The organism is Pseudomonas sp. NY5710, assembly GCF_013305665.1.
GTDB classification, from domain to species: Bacteria; Pseudomonadota; Gammaproteobacteria; order Pseudomonadales; family Pseudomonadaceae; genus Aquipseudomonas; species Aquipseudomonas juntendi.
The window spans coordinates 5,342,101-5,361,206 of sequence record NZ_CP045554.1; the positions used below are offsets into that span (position 1 = coordinate 5,342,101).

Below are 19,106 nucleotides of genomic sequence, written 5' to 3' on the forward strand. Positions count from 1 at the left end.
CCATGCACGTCGCGCCCACTACAGAACTCAAGGCTTTACTGCGCCTGGCCGGGCCGCTGATCGCCTCGCAGCTGGCGCACATGCTGATGGTGCTGACCGACACCCTGATGATGGCCCGCATCAGCCCACAGGCCTTGGCCGGCGGTGGCCTGGGCGCCGCCAGCTATTCTTTCGTGTCGATTTTCTGCCTGGGGGTGATCGCCGCAGTGGGTACCCTGGTGGCGATTCGCAAGGGCGCCAACGACATCGAAGGGGCCACCCGCCTGGCCCAGAACGGTCTGTGGCTGGCCTGGGGCCTGGCGCTGTTCGCCGCGCTGGTGCTGTGGAACCTCGAGCCGGTACTGCTGCTGTTCGGGCAACAGCCCGAGAACGTAGCCTCGGCTGCCCAGTTTCTGACCCTGCTGCCGCTGGCGTTGCCCGGTTACCTGACCTTCATGGCCTTGCGCGGGTTCACCAGTGCCCTCGGCCGTTCGACCCCGGTGATGGTCATCAGCCTGGTCGGCACGGTGCTGAACTACCTGCTCAACGTGGCGCTGATTGAGGGCATGTTCGGCCTACCCAGGCTCGGGCTGATGGGTATCGGCCTGGTCACTGCGGTGGTGTCGATGGGCATGGCCATTGCCCTGTCGTTGTACATCCGCTGGCACCCGGCCTATGCCGCCTACCCGCTGCGCAAGGGCCTGTCGCGCCCATCGCTGCACGCCCTGCGTGAGCTGTGGCGGCTGGGCCTGCCGATTGGCGGCACCTACATGGTGGAAGTGGGCCTGTTCGCCTTCGCCGCGTTGTGCATGGGGGTGCTGGGCAGCACCGAACTGGCGGCCCACCAGATCGCCCTGCAGATCGTGTCCACGGCATTCATGGTGCCGACAGGGCTTTCCTATGCGGTAACCATGCGTGTGGGCCTGTACTACGGCGCCGGCAACCTGCTGGCGGCGCGCAGCGCGGGGCGCGTGGGCATCGGCTTTGGGGCAACCGTGATGTTTACTTTTGCCGCGCTGTTTTTGCTGCTGCCCGAGGCGCTGGTGAGCCTGTTCATAGACCGCAATGACCCGGGCTTTGCCGCCATCTACCAACTGGCGGTGCACTTGTTGATGGTAGCCGCCTGGTTCGAGTTGTTCGATGGCATGCAGACCATCGCCATGGGCTCCATACGCGGCCTGAAAGATGCCAAGACCACCTTCCTGATCGGGCTGTGCTGCTATTGGCTGGTAGGGGCGCCGAGTGCCTGGCTGCTCGCCTTCAACTTGGGCGGCGGGGCGGTCGGCATCTGGTGGGGCTTAGCGCTGGGCTTGGCGTGCGCGGCGGTGGCGCTGACCTTTGGTTTTGAGTGGCGGATGAAGCGGTTGTTGAGGAAAGCTGGGGTTGGTGAAGAGGCTACCGCCTCGGCCTGACTTCAGGGCCTATTCGCGGGCACGCCCGCCCCCACAGGTACAGTGCGCGGCCCTGTGGGAGCGGGCGTGCCCGCGAAAGGGCGCTAAAGGACAACCCCCAACTGACGGTCAGGCGCCTGCAGCAAAAACTCCATTAACTCCCCCACCGGCAACGGCTTGCTGACCAGAAATCCTTGCACCTGGTCACAACCAAATCCGCGCAGCAACTCCAGTTGCTCCTCACTCTCCACCCCTTCAGCCACCACTTCAAGGTTGAGGTTGTGCGCCAGGTTGATCATGGCGTGCACCAGCTTGCGGTTTTCCTCGCGCATTTCCATTTCGGCCACGAAACTGCGGTCCACCTTGAGCAGGGTGATCGGCAGGCTGTTCAGGTGTACGAACGACGAAAAACCAGTGCCAAAGTCATCCAGCGAGAAGCGCACGCCCAGGCGGCCCAGCGCATCCATGGTCTGGCGTACCAGCTCGTTGCGGCGCATGACCGCCGTTTCGGTCAGTTCGAATTCCAGCCAGCGAGCATCCACCCCGTGCTCCAGGATCAGCCGGCTCAAGGTGGCCAGCAGCTGGCTATCCTGGAACTGGCGGAAGCTCAGGTTGACCGCCATGTGCAGCGGCTCCAGGCCGCGTTCGCACAACGCCTGCATGTCGCGCAGCGCACGGGAAATCACCCAGTAGCCCAATGGCACAATCAGGCCGCTTTGCTCCGCCAGCGGCACGAACTCGCAGGGCGGTAGCAGCCCCCGCTCCGAGTGCCGCCAGCGCACCAGCGCCTCTAGCCCCACGATACGCCCATCGGCCAAGTTCAGCCGTGGCTGATAATGCAGCTCCAGTTCATCCCGGCGCAGGGCGCGGCGCAGTTCGCTTTCCAGGTCGGCCAGGCTGCGGGCATTACGGTTGATGCGCTCGTTGAACACATGGAAGGTGCAGCCCTGGCTACCCTTGGCCTGGCGCATGGCGATGTGCGCGTGCCACATCAGCGGGTCGGCGCCGCCCTGGGCACGGGCATGCGCCAGGCCCAAGCTGCAGCCCAACAGCAAGCTTTCACCATCGATCCAATAGGGCTCGGCCAAGGCCTCGACGATGCGTTCGGCAATCCATTCGGCGCGGTTGGGGTCGCGGCGCGTGTCGATCAGCAGCGCGAATTCGTCGCTGCCCAGGCGCGCCAACTGGTCCCCCGCCTCCAGTTGGTGTTTCAGCCGGGTCACAACCTGCAGGATCAGGCGGTCACCGCTCTGGTGGCCAAGGGCGTCGTTGACGTGGCGGAAGTTGTCCAGGTCGAGGTGGCCGAGGGCAACGCCCCGTCCTTCGTTTTCAGCCAGCCGTGCCGTGAGCAAGGCCTGGAAGCCCTGGCGGTTGGCGATACCGGTCAGTGGGTCTTGCTCGGCAAGGCGCTGCAAGGTGGCCACCAGCACGCCGCGTTCGCGCACATGCCGCAGCGAGCGGCGCAGGCTATCGGTGCTGAGCTGTTGGCGCACCAGCCAGTCGCTGACGCCGCTGGGGGCCACTGCGGGCTCGTCGTCCAGCAGCAGGATGGTCGGCAGCTCACAGCGCCCCGGCGCTGGTTGCAGTGCCACCGTCGCCAGGATCACGGCCTGCCGGTCATGGCTGAAAAGGCTGTCGACGGCCTCCCAGTCAGGCGCCGTCAACAGCACTGCAGTGCCGCCCAACCCCTGCACGCACTCGCGCAGCAGCACGGCCCATTCCGGCTCATCAGCCAACAGCAGCAAACGCAAAGGTTCGACAGGCGTGGACAAGCGGGCTCCTTAGGGCTTAACGGCACAACAAGAGAAAAAATGAAGATACTACTGCATGGATGAAAATGATTTTCAATTTTATACATGCACGGGAGCCTGCAGCGACCCGACGTATTTTGTCGTGCATCCTGCGCGAAACCAGGCCCGTTCGGCAAATACGATTTTTCCAGTGCATGGCATTAGCCTGACTAATACAGCGCACCAATAAAAGTCTGACTCAGACGTCAGACGGTCGCGCCACAACGGCCCCATGCCTGTTAGAATGCGCGGCTATTTTCTGGCGACCCCCGGTTTCTAGCATGTCCCGACTCAATCCCCGGCAGCAGGAAGCCCGTGACTATGTCGGCGGCCCTCTATTGGTGCTCGCCGGTGCAGGTTCGGGCAAGACCAGCGTGATCACGCGCAAGATTGCCCACCTGATCCAGAACTGCGGCATTCGTGCCCAGTACATCGTGGCGATGACCTTTACCAACAAGGCCGCGCGCGAGATGAAGGAGCGGGTTGGCACCTTGCTGCGTCCGGGGGAAGGTCGCGGCCTGACGGTGTGTACCTTCCACAACCTGGGCCTGAACATCATCCGCAAGGAACACGAGCGGCTGGGCTACAAGCCGGGCTTCTCGATCTTCGACGAGTCCGACATCAAGGCGTTGCTGTCGGACATCATGCAGAAGGAATACTCAGGCGACGACGGCATCGACGAGATCAAGAACATGATCGGTGCCTGGAAGAACGACCTGATCCTGCCGCCAGAAGCCCTGGAAAAAGCGCGCAACCCGCGCGAGCAAACCGCCGCCATCGTCTACACCCACTACCAACGTACGCTCAAGGCGTTCAACGCAGTGGACTTCGACGACCTGATCCTGCAGCCGGTGAAGCTGTTCCAGGAACACCCCGAGGTGCTGGAGCGCTGGCAGAACCGCGTTCGCTACCTGCTGGTGGACGAGTACCAGGACACCAACGCCAGCCAGTACCTGCTGGTGAAGATGCTGATCGGCATGCGCAACCAGTTCACCGTGGTGGGCGACGACGACCAGTCCATCTATGCCTGGCGCGGCGCCCGCCCCGAGAACCTGATGCTGCTCAAGGAGGACTACCCCTCCCTGAAGATCGTCATGCTCGAACAGAACTACCGCTCTACCAGCCGGATCCTGCGCTGTGCCAACGTGCTGATCGCCAACAACCCGCACGCGTTCGAAAAACAGCTGTGGAGCGAGATGGGTGTAGGCGACGAGATCCGCGTGATCCGCTGCAAGAACGAGGAAGCCGAGGCCGAACGGGTGGCCATGGAGATCCTCACCTTGCACCTGCGCACCAACCGCCCGTACAGCGACTTTGCCATCCTCTACCGCGGCAACTACCAGGCCAAGCTGATCGAGCTGAAGCTGCAGCACCACCAGGTGCCGTATCGCCTGTCGGGCGGCAACAGCTTCTTCGGCCGCCAGGAGGTCAAGGACCTGATGGCCTACCTGCGCCTGCTGGTGAACCCGGACGACGACAACGCCTACCTGCGGGTGATCAACGTGCCGCGCCGCGAGATCGGCTCCACCACCCTGGAAAAGCTCGGCAACTATTCGACCGAGCGCGGCATTTCCATGTACGCCGCCAGCGACGAGCTGGGCCTGGGTGAACACCTGGACGCCCGCTATACCGAGCGTTTGCAGCGCTTCAAGCACTGGCTGGACGGGGTACGCCAGAAGGTCGCCCTGGAAGACCCGATTGCCGCGCTGCACGAGATGATCCGCGACATCGACTACGAAAACTGGATCCGCCAGCAGACCGCCAGCGACAAGGCCGCCGATTTCCGCATCAGCAACGTCTGGTTCCTGGTGGACGCACTGAAAAACACCCTCGAAAAGGATGAAGAGGGTGACATGACCATCGAGGACGCCATCGGCAAGCTGGTGCTGCGCGACATGCTCGAGCGCCAGCAGGAAGAAGAAGAGAACGCCGAAGGGGTGCAGATGATGACCCTGCACGCCTCCAAAGGCCTTGAGTTCCCTTACGTGTTCATCATGGGCATGGAAGAGGAAATCCTCCCGCACCGCTCCAGCATCGAGGCCGACACCATCGAAGAAGAGCGCCGCCTGGCCTATGTGGGTATCACCCGCGCCCGCCAGACCCTGGCCTTTACCTTCGCCGCCAAGCGCAAACAGTACGGTGAAATCATCGACTGTACGCCCAGCCGGTTCCTCGACGAGTTGCCACCCGACGACCTGGCCTGGGAAGGTCTGGACGACGCCCCGGTCGAGGTGAAGGCGGCACGCGGCAACAACGCCCTGGCCGACATCCGGGCAATGCTCAAACGCTGATCAACCATTACTCTTTAATATTGCCGCCTCCAGCGGCCACCTTTGTTACATCGAGGAAATCACAGTGGAAGCACTGCATCAGAAGATTCGCGAAGAAGGCATCGTGCTTTCCGATCAGGTCCTCAAAGTGGACGCGTTTCTCAACCACCAGATCGACCCGGCGCTGATGCAGCTGATCGGTGACGAGTTCGCCCGCCTGTTCGCCGATGCTGGCGTGACCAAGATCGTCACCATCGAAGCCTCGGGTATTGCCCCGGCAGTGATGACTGGCCTGAAGCTGGGCGTACCGGTGATCTTCGCCCGCAAGCACCAGTCGCTCACACTGACCGAAAACCTGCTGACCGCCTCGGTGTATTCCTTCACCAAGCAGACCGAGAACACCGTGGCCATCTCGCCGCGCCACCTCAACAGCAGCGACCGCGTGCTGGTGATCGACGACTTCCTGGCCAACGGCAAGGCGTCGCAGGCACTGATCTCGATCATCAAGCAGGCCGGCGCCACCGTGGCCGGCCTGGGTATCGTCATCGAGAAGTCGTTCCAGGGCGGCCGCGCCGAACTGGACAGCCAGGGCTACCGCGTTGAATCGCTGGCCCGGGTGAAGTCGCTGGAAGGTGGTGTGGTCACTTTCATCGAGTAAGCCTGTACCGGCCTCATCGCCGGCAAGCCAGCTCCCACATGGACCACACAGGCCTCAAGCCTTGTGCAGTACCTGTGGGAGCTGGCTTGCCGGCGATGGGCTGCAAAGCAGCCCCGGCAATTCATCAGGTAGCCGCCAACCCTGCCAGCAACAGCCGCTGATAAAGTTCTTCCTTCAACCCCTGCGGAGCATCCAGCCCCATCCGCTCCAGATGCTGCTCATACCCCTCCGGCCCCGGCGCATCCAGCGCGGCCTTGCCCAGTTCCAGCACCTCGCTGAGCTTGAACTTGCTCTTCAACCAGTTCAGCGCCCGCAACAAGTCCCGTTCTTCAGCGGTGAAATCCGTGCCCATCGGATATTCCGGGAACAGCCGTGCATGCCGCGCCCTGACTGCCTCCAGCCGCTGCGGGGTATTGTCGGTATACCGCGCATCCAGCTGGAAATTCCTCGCCAGCTTGCCGGCCTCCTTTGCCTGCTCGATAAGCCCCTGCTGGAACCGCGAGTCACACACCGCCAGCAACCGCGCAATCACCTCACTGTCAGTCTGCCCACGCAAATCAGCAATGCCGTATTCCGTCACCACGATATCGCGAAGGTGCCGTGGAATGGTGCAGTGGCCATAGGTCCAGAACAGGTTTGAGGTCACTTCCCCGCCCGCCTCACGCCAGCTGCGCAACAGCAGGATCGAGCGCCCGCCCTCCAGCGCATGGCCTTGGGCAACGAAGTTGTATTGCCCGCCCACGCCACTGAGCACTCGGCCATCTTCCAACTGGTCGGCCACCCCGGCACCCAGCAGGGTCATGCCAAACGCCGTGTTGATGAAGCGCGCATCGCGGCGCTGGCGGCGCTTGAGTTCCTCTTGCCCGTAGAGTTCGTTGATGAAGCTGATACGGGTCATGACGAACTGTGCACGCTGCTCCAGGGGCATCTCGCGCAAGCGCTGATAGAACGCCTGCGGGCCAAGGAAGAAGCCACCGTGCAACAACGCGCCCTGCTCATCCGCCGGGCGTCGCAACAGGCCTGCCTCGGCCAGCACCAGCAGGCCGTTGACGAACATCTCGCTGCAGCCGTAGAGGCCTTGAGCGAAGGTATCCAGCCCCCCTTCCCGTTCGATCAGCGCCTGCCAGGGGCCGACATCGAGTGCATCGAGCACCGCTCGGTAGCCGGCGTTGTCGCCCTGGCGCGCCAGCAATGCCGCGGCGACCGCATCGCCCATGGCACCAATACCGATCTGCAGCGTGCCGCCGTCGCGCACCAGGCTGCTGGCATGCAGGCCAATGCAGTGGTCCTGAATGCCGACCGGCATGTTCGGTGTGGAAAACAGCCGGCGTTGTTCGGCCTCGTCGAGCAACAGGTCGAACGCGTCGATCGGCAGCTCGGCATCGCCAGGCATGTAAGGCAGCTCGGCGTGCACCTGCCCCAGCATGAGGATGGTTTCACCGGCAGCGCGGCGTTTGGCGACCATGGGCAGCAGGTCGAGGGTGATGTCGGGGTTGCAGGCCAGGCTCAGGTGCACGGGCTTTTCGGGCGTGGCAGCCACCAGTTGGGCGATCAGGTTCAGGCCCTTGGCGTTGATATCCCGCGCGGCGTGGCTGTAATTGCTGCTGACGTAGTCCTGCTGCGCCGATTCACTGTGCAGCAAGCTGCCGGGCTGCATGAAGAACTGCTCGACGCGGATGTTGGCGGGCAAGGTGTCATTGCGCAGGTCGCTGAGGTAGGTGAGTTCTTCATAGTCGGCGAACACGCGCTCGACGAAAGGCTCCAGAAAGCGCCGCTGCAACCCGTCGCCCAGTGCCGGCCGGCCCAGGGACAGGGCGGTGTAGATGGTCAGCCGCCGTTCGGGCAGTTCGCGCACGCGGGCGTAGAGGGCGTTGACGAAGGCATTGGGCTTGCCCAGGCCCAACGGCAGGCCCATGTGGATATGGGCTGGCAGGCGTGCCAGGACCTGCTCGACAGCCTGGTCGATGGAGCAGAGGTGCATGGGGCCTCCTGAGACATCCGTGGGTTCAGGGGTTGGACATGAGCTCAAGCGAGTTGGTTGCCGGTGCGGGCCCTTTCGCGGCTAGTGCCGCAAAGAGGCCGGCACAGCCACCACAAAAACAAAGCCCGCCATCAATGGCGGGCCTCGTGAAATTCAGCTGCAGCTCACAGCCCAGACATCTTCTTGATCGCCCCTTTCAGGTCGTCGTCCGAGCAGTCCGCGCAGGTACCTTTCGGTGGCATGGCGTTGATTCCGGTAATGGCCTTGGCCAGGATGCCATCCAGGCCGCCCTGGTGGTCGGCTCGCTCCTTCCAGGCCGCGGTATCACCCACCTTGGGCGCGCCGAGCAGGCCGCTGCCATGGCAGGCATTGCAATGCTTGGCAATGATCTCGTCCGGGGTCTTGGCACCACCGCCACCCGCGGTCGCCGCCACTTCCATGCCTTTGCACTCCTGGCCCTGCACACAGACCTGGCCAACGGGCTCCAGGCGCTTGGCAATGTCGTCATTGGTCGCAGCGGTTGCGCTCATTGCCCAGAGGGCGAATACGGCTGCTGGTACGGCCAGCATCTTCTTGATTTGGTTCACGCGAACACCCTCATGGTGGCTAATCACGCCCGCGGCCACGAAACAGCGAGCGCTGAAAAGTATAGCGGCAACCTGAAGGCGGTGAAACGACCCTACACGGGAAAGGGGTATCGCCGAATCAATGCACTGCGCTGGATCAAAAGTTTGAGGGCGTAGCGGCACTGATCAGCCGTGCAGGCTGGTCGAACGGGTTGCGAAAGCGGTGCGGGCGGGTGCTTTCGAAGTAGTAGCTGTCGCCTTCCTCGAGGATGAATATCTCGTTGCCGACCACCAGCTCAAGGCGGCCTTCGAGCAGGATGCCGGTTTCCTCACCGTCATGGGTCAGCATTTCGGCACCGGTGTCGGCGCCCGGCGGGTAGACCTCGGTCAGGAAGGCAATGGCGCGGTTGGGGTGCGACTTGCCGACCAGCTTCATGGTTACCGCGCCGTCCGAGATATCGATCAGCTCGTGGGCTTTGTAGACAATTTGCGCAGGGCTCTGCGCCTCCAGTTCGACCGAAAAGAATTCGACCATGGACATGGGGATGCCGCTCAGCACCTTGCGCAACGAGCTGATGGAGGGGCTTACGCTGTTTTTCTCGATCATCGAGATGGTGCTGTTGGTCACCCCGGCGCGCTTGGCGAGTTCGCGCTGGGACAGGCCCTTGAGCTTGCGGATGGCTTGCAGTCGTTCGCCGACGTCCAAAGCTGGAGCCTCCTGAAACGGTAGAAAGGGGGGTGGATGTGAACGATATCATGGCAATGCCGTTCAGTATTTACAACACACCGCCCTCAACCTGTCCGCATCAGCGTGTCATTAGCCGACGTAGTCCAGGGGGACCCGTTTCAGGTTGCAGAAGATCTGGTAAGGAATGGTGCCAGCCTGTGCCGCCACTTCACTGGCCAGTACCTGCTTGCCCCACAGTTCGACCGGGCTACCCACCGTGGCGTCGGGCACATCGGTGAGGTCGATGCTGAGCATGTCCATCGACACCCGGCCGATCAACGGGGCGCGCTTGCCAGCAACCAGCACCGGCGTGCCATTGGGCGCCTGGCGCGGGTAGCCATCGGCGTACCCCATGGCCACCACGCCAACACGGGTCGGCCGCGGGCTGACGAACTTGGCACCGTAGCCCACCGGTTGGCCGGCGGGCAGCTCACGCACGCTGATCACCCGCGACTGCAGGGTCATCACCGGCTGCAGGCGCGCGGCTTCGGCCTGCGCCACCTCGAAGGGCGTGGCGCCATACAGCATCAGGCCTGGGCGCACCCAGTCGCTGGGCGCTTGCGGCCAGCCCAGCACACCGGGCGAGTTGCGCAGACTGCACTCGGCCGCAAGGCCCTGGCGCGCGGCCTCGAACACGGCAATCTGCTGCGCGGTGGCGTCAGCATCCAGTTCGTCGGCACGGGCGAAGTGGCTCATCAGTACAATGCGCGCGACCTTGCCGCTGGCCAGCAGGCGCTGGTAGGCCTCGCGGTAATCCTTGGGGTGCAAGCCCACACGGTGCATGCCGCTGTCCAGCTTAAGCCAGACACTTAGCGGCTTGCGCAGTTGCGCTTTCTCGATCGCCTCCAGCTGCCACAGCGAGTGCACCACGCACCACAGATCGTGCTCGGCGATCAGTGCCAGCTCGCTGGCTTCGAAAAAACCTTCCAGCAGCAGCACCGGGGCCTTGATACCGGCACCGCGCAGTTCCAGCGCCTCTTCGATACACGCCACGGCAAAGCCATCGGCTTCGGCCTCCAGGGCCAGGGCACAGCGCACGGCACCATGGCCGTAGGCATCGGCCTTGATCACGGCCAGGGCTTTGGCACCGGTCAGTTCACGGGCCAGACGGTAGTTGTGGCGCAGGGCCTGGAGGTCGATCAGGGCGCGGGCGGGACGCATGGCGGGTGCCTTATGGTGGTTCGGGTTGAAATCGGTGTTGGATTCATCGCCGGCAAGCCAGCTCCCACAGGACTCTCACAGGGCCTGAGAACTGCGGAGATCCTGTGGGAGCTGGCTTGCCGGCAATGAGGCCGGTACAGGCGACCTTACTGCTGGTGAGCCGGCGCAGCATGCCCGTGCTTGGCCACTTCCCGGCTGTTGCCATACCGCGAAATGTCCAGGCCCTCGGCGCTGATCTGCGGCTTCTTGCGCGCGATCAGGTCTGCCAGCAGGCGCCCGGAGCCGCACGCCATGGTCCAGCCCAGGGTGCCGTGACCGGTATTGAGGAACAGGTTGCGGAACGCCGTGGCACCGACAATCGGTGTACCGTCCGGGGTGGCCGGACGCAGACCGGTCCAGAAACTGGCCTGGCTCAGATCACCGCCGCGAGGATAAAGGTCGTTGACGATCATCTCCAGTGTTTCACGCCGACGCGGGTTGAGCGACAGGTCAAAACCGGCGATCTCAGCCATGCCGCCAACGCGGATACGGTTGTCGAAACGGGTGATTGCGACCTTGTAGGTCTCGTCGAGAATGGTCGAGGTCGGCGCCATGTCGCCATTGGTGATCGGCACGGTCAGCGAGTAACCCTTCAGCGGATAGACCGGAGCTTTGATGCCCAGCGGCTTGAGCATGTGTGGCGAATAGCTGCCCAGCGCCAGCACATAGCGGTCCGCGGTTTCCAGCTTGCCGTCGATCCACACGCCATTGATGCGGTCGCCGGCGAAGTCCAGGCGCTGGATGTCCTGGCCGAAGCGGAACTCCACGCCCAGCTTCAGCGCCATGTCGGCCAGCTTGGTGGTGAACAGCTGGCAGTCGCCGGTCTGGTCATTGGGCAGGCGCAGGGCGCCAGCGAGAATGTCTTTCACCCCGGCCAGGGCCGGCTCGACGCGGGCAATGCCATCGCGGTCCAGCAATTCGTACGGTACGCCAGACTGCTCGAGCACGGCGATATCCTTGGCCGCAGCATCGACCTGGGCCTGGGTACGGAACAGCTGGGTGGTGCCCAGGCTGCGGTTTTCGTAATTGATGCCGGTTTCGGCGCGCAGCTCGTCGAGGCAGTCGCGGCTGTACTCGGACAGGCGCACCATGCGTTCCTTGTTCACCGCATAACGGCTGGCGGTGCAGTTGCGCAGCATCTGGGCCATCCACAGGTACTGGTCAACGTCTCCGGTGAGCTTGATTGCCAAGGGTGCATGGCGCTCCATAAGCCATTTGATGGCCTTCAGCGGCACACCCGGAGCGGCCCAGGGCGAGGCATAGCCGGGCGAGATCTGGCCGGCGTTGGCGAAGCTGGTTTCCATGGCCACCGCCGGCTGGCGGTCGACCACCGTCACTTCGAAACCTTGCCGGGCCAGGTAGTAGGCACTGGCGGTTCCAATCACACCGCTACCAAGTACCAGAACTCGCATCGTTGTATCCCTCACACGCGGCACGCCGCAGACTTTTATGGAAATGGCATGGATGGGCGCAGTATAGAAATTCGAGGGCAGTGCAATTCACTATATAAAAGCCTATTATTGGCGAGAATTCTCGGCATAATCGCCTTTCACGGAGGGGCATCCCCTATGAGAACCCAGCACCAGAGCAAGCGTGAACTGGACAAGATCGACCGCAACATTCTGCGTATCCTGCAGAATGACGGGCGTATTTCCTTCACCGAACTGGGCGAGAAAGTCGGGCTGTCCACCACCCCTTGCACCGAGCGGGTTCGCCGCCTTGAGCGCGAGGGCATCATCATGGGCTACAACGCCCGCCTGAACCCGCAGCACCTCAAGGGTAGCCTGCTGGTGTTCGTGGAAATCAGCCTGGACTACAAGTCGGGTGACACCTTCGAAGAGTTCCGCCGCGCGGTGCTGAAGCTGCCGCACGTGCTGGAGTGCCACCTGGTTTCCGGTGACTTCGACTACCTGGTGAAAGCGCGCATTTCCGAGATGGCCTCGTACCGCAAGCTGCTCGGCGACATCCTGCTGAAGCTGCCGCACGTGCGCGAGTCGAAGAGCTACATCGTGATGGAAGAGGTGAAGGAGAGCCTCTGCCTGCCGATTCCGGACTGACGCTAGACCAACACCTGGCGGGTGCTGGCGATGAACTGGTGAACGAGCTGCTCGGCGCCAGGGTCGATCATCGGCTCAGGGCCCCGGCCACGGGGGCAGGCCATGCGCGGGGTGGTGCCGAACAAGCGGCAGATCATCGGCCGTTCTTCATACACCGTGCAGCCGTTGGGGCCCAGGTGCACACAGTCCAGGCGCGCCAGGGCGGCATCCTGCTCGGCCTGGGACTTGCGCGGCAGGCGGGCCATTTCTTCGGCCGAAGTGGTGACCGGGCCGCAGCAGTCGTGGCAGCCGGGTTCGCACTCGAAGGCAGGGATGAGTTCGCGCAGGAAGTGGATCTTGTGGCGGTTGCAGGACATGGCTGAATATTTGCGTAACGCTTGTGCTGGATGGAAGCAGTGGACCTGCTAATTTTGGCAGTTGTGGGTAAGCCTAATCATTCTACAAACTGACGAGACATCCCCCTTCAGCTAAGCGAGCCCCATCTGATGAAGAACCACATTCTGTTCTTTTACAGCGGACTCAAGCTTACCGTGCTGAAAAGCTCTCGGGAAACACAACGCATCTTCCGGGCATCAGATTTCTCCCTCGCCGAAATTAAGCCCACAGTCACCAATCTGCAAGCTGTTGATCATCGGAAAACACCTTTGATGGGAAACTCGGATGGTGTGGGTCGACCATTCAGCTTTACTCCTTTTGGCCATATCTTCGCTAACTGCTCAACAAACATTGGCTTCACCGGGGAACGTTTGGATCTTGCCAGTGGATGCTATCCGCTCGGCGCCGGTCGCCGCAGCTATAGCCCTGTGTTGATGCGCTTCCTTAGCGGTGACTCACAGAGCCCGTTCTTCAAAGGTGGGACCAATGCTTATGCCTATTGTTTGAACGACCCCATCAACTACACCGACCCGTCGGGGTGCACTGGAGAGTTCATGAACCGGATCAGGTCAAAAGTCCTGCGCCGCCGCCATCACCGGACACCGGCTACTCCGCCTCCCTACTCACCAACCCCTCCCGGCGTGCCAGCTCAACCGCTTGGGGCCGCAAACAGTGAACAAGCTCCTCCTTCCTACTTTGGCTGGGGGGAAGCTCCCCCCCTGTACGATCAAAATGCGCCGCCCATCAACAGCAACAATCGATCACGGCCATACAGCAGTACACCGCAGCCAAGGGAGTCGGTTCTGGAACTGCGTGAAGGCAAACTGATAATGGTCAACTCACTCGCCGAGATTACTCAGGCAAAGTCGCTAGCCAATGACCCAGCGCTTTCAGCGACTATCCGCCTCAATGCGTCAAACACGCTGATACGCATGAGTCTTAACAATCTGCCCACACAAACCGACAGCGGAATACTTTCCGCAATCCGCACCGCTCATCAGCTATACGACATTCGTGGTGCCGGCACTATGGATGCGCCTGAGCCAACGCAGGCCTTTGCCTTGCCGGTTGAGAGAACCAGACGCCCCTGAATGGGCCGTTTGGTTGCCCCCTTCTTGATCCCGAGCTTATCCTCCATTTTTGGCCGATAACAACTCAGGACCTACCCAATGATCCACAGCGCGCAGCACGCAGCCTCCTATTACGCCGCCAGCAGCGCGCCACACCCCGACCACGCCTACCTGCAAGGCGAACACAACGCTGACGTGTGCATCATCGGCGGCGGCTACTCGGGCCTGAACACCGCCATCGAGCTGGCCGAGCGTGGTTTCTCGGTCATCCTGCTGGAAGCGCGCAAACTCGGCTGGGGCGCCAGTGGGCGCAACGGCGGCCAGCTGATTCGCGGGGTCGGCCATGGTCTGGAGCAGTTTCTGCCGGTGATTGGCGAGGACGGCGTGCGCAGCATGAAGCTGATGGGCCTGGAGGCCGTGCAGATCGTGCGCGAGCGGGTGGAGCGGCATGCCATTGCCTGCGACCTGACCTGGGGCTACTGCGACCTGGCCAACAAACCCGCCGAGCTGCTGGGCTTTGCCGAAGACGCCGAAGAGCTGCGTAGCCTCGGCTACCCACACGAGCTGCGCCTGGTCGGCAAGGACGATATCCACAGCGTGGTCGGCGCCGACTGCTATGTGGGTGGGCTGATCGACATGGGCTCCGGGCACCTGCACCCGCTCAACCTGGCCCTGGGCGAAGCGGCCGTGGCCGCGCGCCTGGGGGTGAAGCTGTTCGAGCAGTCCGAAGTTACCCGCATCGACTACGGCACATCAGTGCAAGTGCATACCGCCCAAGGCCGGGTGCGCGCCAAGACCTTGGTGCTGTGCTGCAACGCCTACCACAACAACCTCAACCGCGAACTGGGCGGCAAGGTGCTGCCAGCGGGCAGCTACATCATCGCCACCGAGCCGCTGGGCGAGGAACGCGCCCGCAGGCTGCTGCCGCAGAACATGGCAGTGTGCGACCAACGGGTAGCCCTGGATTACTATCGCCTCTCAGCCGACAACCGGCTGTTGTTCGGCGGTGCCTGCCACTACTCGGGCCGAGACCCGAAGGACATCGCCGCCTACATGCGGCCGAAGATGCTCAAGGTGTTCCCCGAGTTGGCCAACGTACGCATCGATTACCAGTGGGGTGGCATGATCGGCATCGGCGCCAACCGCCTGCCGCAGGTCGGCCGGCTGGGCAGCCAGCCGAACGTGTATTACGCCCAGGCCTACTCGGGCCATGGGCTCAACGCCACCCACCTGGCCGCGCGCCTGCTGGGCGAAGCCATCAGCGACCAGGAAAGCGGGCGCTTCGACCTATTCGCCAAGGTGCCACATATCACCTTCCCTGGCGGCCAGCACCTGCGCTCGCCGCTATTGGCGCTGGGGATGCTGTGGCATCGCCTCAAAGAGCTGGCCTGAAAGTCCCCATCCTTGGGGCAGCAACTGTCTTGCTTAAAATCTAAAGCTGACTAGCCCGCTCCCACAGGGATCGCGCCAGCTTTTTGAAATTGAGCAAGACCGTTGCTCCCACAGGTTCGGTGCAAGTTTCAAGTCTGGGGCACAACAGGCCCTCCAGCGACCATCGTGTCAGTCCTTCCAGAAGGGTTTGCGGCCTTCGAGCCGCGCCTGCTCCCAGCTCAGCCCAACATCGCGCAGCTCGGCATCGGTCAATTGCAACAGCGCCCTGCGGGTACGCCAGCGGTGCAGCATCAGGCCCCAGCGCCCCAACCCCTGCGGCGCGTTGAACACCTTGGCCTGCTGCTCGGTTTCCAGTTCCTTGGCCAACAGCTGCAAGCGCACATCGCTCATGCCCCCCATCACCGCACCCTCCCCGTTCAGTCGATACCGTAGGAAAAGCATGCGCGAGGGCGATACCGGCAATACAGATCCAAAACAGCCTTATTATTCCCATACAGCATTGGCTGGCGGCCGACTGAATGCTGTATTTTCCAGGCAACTGTACCGGTCGCTGCCTGCAGGTAGCCCAGGAGTATGCCTTGACCCTTTACCTCAACCTCGCCGAACTGCTCGGTGCCCGCATCGAGCAGGGCCTGTATCGCCCAGGCCAGCGCCTGCCGTCGGTACGCGCCCTGAGCGTGGAGCACGGGGTCAGCCTGAGCACCGTGCAGCAGGCCTACCGCATGCTCGAAGACAGCGGCATGGTCTCGCCCAGGCCCAAGTCCGGCTATTTCGTCAGCGACCACCGCCAGCTGCCAGCGCTGCCTGCAGTCAGCCGCCCGGCCCAGCGCCCTGTGGACATCTCGCAATGGGAACAGGTACTCGAGCTGGTGCGCAGCACCCCGCACAAGGACGTGGTGCAACTCGGCCGCGGCATGCCCGATATCGACAGCCCCACCCTCAAGCCTTTGCTGCGCAGCCTCGCCCAGTTGAGCCGGCGCCAGGACATGCCGGGGCTGTATTACGACAATATCCATGGCAACCTGGCGCTGCGCGAGCAGGTGGCGCGGCTGATGCTCGATTCCGGCTGCCGCCTGGGCCCGGCCGACCTGGTGATCACCACCGGCTGCCATGAAGCGCTGTCATGCAGCATTCGCGCGGTTTGCGAGCCAGGCGACATCGTTGCGGTCGACTCGCCCAGCTTCCACGGCGCCATGCAAACCCTCAAGGGCCTGGGCATGAAAGCGCTGGAGATCCCCACCGACCCGGTCACCGGCATCAGCCTGGAAGCGCTGGAGCTGGCCCTGGAGCAGTGGCCGATCAAGCTCATTCAGATCACTCCCAGCTGTAACAACCCACTCGGCTACATCATGCCCGAGGCGCGCAAGAAGGCCTTGCTCAGCCTGGCCCAGCGCTATGACGTGGCGATCCTGGAAGACGATGTGTACGGCGACCTGGCCTACACCTACCCGCGCCCGCGCACCCTCAAGTCATTCGACGACGATGGCCGCGTGTTGCTCTGCAGTTCGTTCTCCAAAACCCTCGCCCCCGGCCTGCGGGTGGGCTGGGTGGCACCTGGGCGCTATCTGGAACGGGTGCTGCACATGAAATACATCAGTACCGGCAGCAGCGCCAGCCAGCCGCAACTGGCAATTGCCGACTTCATCGCCGGCGGGCACTACCAGCCCCACATGCGGCGCATGCGCAGCCAGTACCAGCGTGGCCGTGACCTGATGAGCGATTGGGTAACGCGCTACTTCCCGGCGGGTACCCGGGTCAGCCGGCCGCAGGGCGGCTTCATGCTGTGGGTGGAATTCCCCGAACATTTCGACACGCTGCGGCTGAACCGCGCTTTACTGGAGCAAGGTGTTCAGGTGGCGGTGGGCAGTATCTTCTCGGCCTCGGGCAAGTTCCGCCACTGCCTGCGCATGAATTTCGCTGCGCGGCCAACGCCACAGATCGAGGCTGCCGTGCGCAAGGTAGGTGAAACCGCCCTTCGTCTACTGGATGAAGAACGCGCCGACGCGTAACTTTGCGCCGCCCGCCACTGTCCAACCTCCACAGCCCTTGCCGCACAGGACGATCCACCCTTGAGACCCCAGCGCGCCTTGTCTTTGCTGCTGATGCTGTTGCTCGGCCTTGCCGGCTGTGCCAGCGTCAGTACCCCACGCGAAACCAGCCAGGCCCTGCCCGCCAGCGAATCGGCCTTCGGCCGCTCGGTGCTGCGCCAGGCGGCACCGTATGGCGGGCAGTCCGGCTTTCGCCTGCTGCCCAACAGCAACGAAGCATTTCGCGCCCGCGCCGAATTGATCCGCAACGCCCAGGCCAGCATCGACCTGCAGTACTACATCGTGCACGACGGCCTCAGCACCCGCGCCCTGGTGCACGAACTGCTGCGCGCCGCCGACCGCGGCGTGCGCGTACGCATTCTGCTCGACGACACCACCAGCGACGGCCTGGACACCATCATGGGCACCCTCGCTGCCCACCCGAATATCCAGATCCGCGTGTTCAACCCACTGCACCTGGGCCGCAGCACCGGGGTGACGCGCGCCTTCGGCCGGCTGTTCAACCTGTCGCGCCAGCACCGCCGCATGCACAACAAGCTGTTCCTGGTGGACAACAGCATGGCTATCGTCGGCGGCCGTAACCTCGGCGACGAGTATTTCGATGCCGAGCCCAACCTCAACTTCACCGACATCGACCTGCTGAGCGTCGGCCCTATCGCCGAGCAACTGGGGCACAGTTTCGACCAGTACTGGAACAGCGCCCTCAGCCGACCTATCAGCGATTTTCTGTGGCATGCGCCGGATGCCGACGACCTGCGTGCGAGTCGTCATCGCCTGGAAGTCTCGCTGGCTGAAGCCAGGACCCAGCGCAAGGCCTTGTACGATCGGTTGATGGCCTACCAGTCGCAGCCGCGCCTGGATGTGTGGCGCAACGAACTGATCTGGGCCCATGCCCAGGCGCTGTGGGATGCCCCAAGCAAGGTACTGGCCGATGACGAGCCGGACCCGCAGTTGCTGCTGAGCCACCAGTTGGCGCCTGACCTGGCCAACGTGCACAGCGAACTGATGCTGACATCGGCTTATTTCGTGCCGGGCGAGCCAGGGCTGCTGTACCTGACCGGCCGCGCCGACGCAGGTGTCTCGGTAAAGCTGCTGACCAACTCATTGGAAGCCACCGATGTGCCGGCCGTGCACGGTGGCTACGCCCCCTATCGCCGAGCCTTGCTCGAACATGGGGTACAGCTTTATGAGCTGCGCCGCCAGCCGGGCGACCCCAGCGCAGGGCGCTTGAGTTTCCGCGGAAGCTCGGACTCCAGCCTGCACACCAAGGCGATCGTGTTCGACCGGCGCAAGACCTTCATCGGTTCATTCAACTTCGACCCGCGTTCGGTCCTGTGGAATACCGAAGTGGGGGTGCTGGTGGACAGCCCGGAACTGGCCGAATACACCCGTGAGCTGAGCCAGCAGGGTATGGCGCCGGCGCTGAGCTATCAGGTGAAACTGCAGGGGGGCAAACTGGTGTGGGCGACTGAGGACAATGGACAGCAGCATGTGCTGACCTCCGAGCCGGGCGGGATGTGGCGCAGGTTCAATGCCTGGGTCAGCAAGGCGGTTGGCCTGGAGAAAATGTTGTAGCGGCGATTTTGGGGCTGCTTTGCAGCC

16 protein-coding genes are annotated in these 19,106 nt (G+C 63.0%); 8 read left to right on the forward strand and 8 right to left on the reverse strand.

Annotation, left to right across the window (positions count from 1 at the left end):
* The first annotated feature begins 2 nt into the window (after positions 1 to 2).
* Positions 3 to 1,391 (forward strand): NorM family multidrug efflux MATE transporter, encoded by a 1,389-nt coding sequence (locus GEV39_RS24545; protein WP_173891545.1) that lies wholly within the window; start codon positions 3 to 5, stop codon positions 1,389 to 1,391.
* Positions 1,392 to 1,474: 83 nt separating this feature from the next.
* On the opposite strand, the gene GEV39_RS24550 is transcribed toward GEV39_RS24545, so the two are convergent.
* Positions 1,475 to 3,034, reverse strand: coding sequence for a putative bifunctional diguanylate cyclase/phosphodiesterase (locus GEV39_RS24550; protein ID WP_457254985.1), 1,560 nt, complete (start codon positions 3,032 to 3,034; stop codon positions 1,475 to 1,477).
* A gap of 407 nt (positions 3,035 to 3,441) precedes the next feature.
* Between GEV39_RS24550 and rep the strand changes: the two genes are divergently transcribed.
* Both rep and GEV39_RS24560 read left to right on the forward strand, forming a co-directional pair.
* Entirely contained in the window at positions 3,442 to 5,451 is a 2,010-nt protein-coding gene (gene rep / locus GEV39_RS24555; protein ID WP_029887601.1) for a DNA helicase Rep, read from the forward strand.
* A 64-nt stretch (positions 5,452 to 5,515) separates the two neighbouring features.
* Positions 5,516 to 6,088 carry a xanthine phosphoribosyltransferase gene (locus GEV39_RS24560; protein ID WP_009683322.1) on the forward strand — a complete coding sequence of 191 codons (573 nt, stop codon included), beginning with the start codon at positions 5,516 to 5,518 and terminating at the stop codon, positions 6,086 to 6,088.
* 124 nt (positions 6,089 to 6,212) lie between these two features.
* On the opposite strand, the gene GEV39_RS24565 is transcribed toward GEV39_RS24560, so the two are convergent.
* The 5 genes from GEV39_RS24565 to dadA all read right to left on the reverse strand — a co-directional run bounded on the left by GEV39_RS24565 (position 6,213) and on the right by dadA (position 11,974).
* Positions 6,213 to 8,069, reverse strand: a complete 1,857-nt coding sequence (locus GEV39_RS24565) for an acetyl-CoA hydrolase/transferase C-terminal domain-containing protein (RefSeq protein ID WP_173891547.1) — start codon at positions 8,067 to 8,069, stop codon at positions 6,213 to 6,215.
* 164 nt (positions 8,070 to 8,233) lie between these two features.
* Positions 8,234 to 8,638, reverse strand: coding sequence for a c-type cytochrome (locus GEV39_RS24570; protein ID WP_033690433.1), 405 nt, complete (start codon positions 8,636 to 8,638; stop codon positions 8,234 to 8,236).
* Positions 8,639 to 8,792: 154 nt separating this feature from the next.
* Positions 8,793 to 9,341, reverse strand: coding sequence for a cupin domain-containing protein (locus tag GEV39_RS24575; RefSeq protein ID WP_009682929.1), 549 nt, complete (start codon positions 9,339 to 9,341; stop codon positions 8,793 to 8,795).
* Positions 9,342 to 9,452: 111 nt separating this feature from the next.
* Positions 9,453 to 10,523 carry an alanine racemase gene (gene alr / locus GEV39_RS24580; RefSeq protein WP_173891548.1) on the reverse strand — a complete coding sequence of 357 codons (1,071 nt, stop codon included), beginning with the start codon at positions 10,521 to 10,523 and terminating at the stop codon, positions 9,453 to 9,455.
* A 146-nt stretch (positions 10,524 to 10,669) separates the two neighbouring features.
* A complete protein-coding gene (gene dadA, locus GEV39_RS24585; protein WP_009682926.1) occupies positions 10,670 to 11,974 on the reverse strand; it encodes a D-amino acid dehydrogenase in 1,305 nt (434 codons plus the stop codon).
* Between the two features lie 156 nt (positions 11,975 to 12,130).
* Here dadA and dadR point away from each other — a divergent pair, with 156 nt between their 5' ends.
* The gene (gene dadR / locus GEV39_RS24590) at positions 12,131 to 12,619 is read left to right on the forward strand and encodes a transcriptional regulator DadR (RefSeq protein ID WP_003258963.1); all 489 of its coding nucleotides are present in this window, start codon (positions 12,131 to 12,133) and stop codon (positions 12,617 to 12,619) included.
* Between the two features lie 2 nt (positions 12,620 to 12,621).
* Here the strand turns inward: dadR and GEV39_RS24595 are convergent, their stop codons facing one another.
* The gene (locus GEV39_RS24595; RefSeq protein ID WP_009682925.1) at positions 12,622 to 12,975 is read right to left on the reverse strand and encodes a YkgJ family cysteine cluster protein; all 354 of its coding nucleotides are present in this window, start codon (positions 12,973 to 12,975) and stop codon (positions 12,622 to 12,624) included.
* Between the two features lie 129 nt (positions 12,976 to 13,104).
* On the opposite strand from GEV39_RS24595, the gene GEV39_RS24600 reads away from it, so the two are divergent.
* Positions 13,105 to 14,085, forward strand: a complete 981-nt coding sequence (locus GEV39_RS24600) for an RHS repeat-associated core domain-containing protein (protein ID WP_173891549.1) — start codon at positions 13,105 to 13,107, stop codon at positions 14,083 to 14,085.
* Positions 14,086 to 14,163: 78 nt separating this feature from the next.
* A complete protein-coding gene (locus GEV39_RS24605; RefSeq protein ID WP_173891550.1) occupies positions 14,164 to 15,456 on the forward strand; it encodes an NAD(P)/FAD-dependent oxidoreductase in 1,293 nt (430 codons plus the stop codon).
* Between the two features lie 168 nt (positions 15,457 to 15,624).
* Here GEV39_RS24605 and GEV39_RS24610 read toward each other — a convergent pair whose 3' ends face one another.
* Positions 15,625 to 15,855, reverse strand: coding sequence for a DUF1127 domain-containing protein (locus GEV39_RS24610; protein ID WP_029885735.1), 231 nt, complete (start codon positions 15,853 to 15,855; stop codon positions 15,625 to 15,627).
* Between the two features lie 179 nt (positions 15,856 to 16,034).
* Between GEV39_RS24610 and GEV39_RS24615 the strand changes: the two genes are divergently transcribed.
* Together GEV39_RS24615 and GEV39_RS24620 are read left to right on the forward strand one after the other, a co-directional pair.
* Positions 16,035 to 17,465 carry an aminotransferase-like domain-containing protein gene (locus GEV39_RS24615; RefSeq protein WP_173891551.1) on the forward strand — a complete coding sequence of 477 codons (1,431 nt, stop codon included), beginning with the start codon at positions 16,035 to 16,037 and terminating at the stop codon, positions 17,463 to 17,465.
* A gap of 60 nt (positions 17,466 to 17,525) precedes the next feature.
* Positions 17,526 to 19,079, forward strand: a complete 1,554-nt coding sequence (locus GEV39_RS24620) for a phospholipase D family protein (protein ID WP_029885733.1) — start codon at positions 17,526 to 17,528, stop codon at positions 19,077 to 19,079.
* Positions 19,080 to 19,106 lie beyond the last annotated feature (27 nt).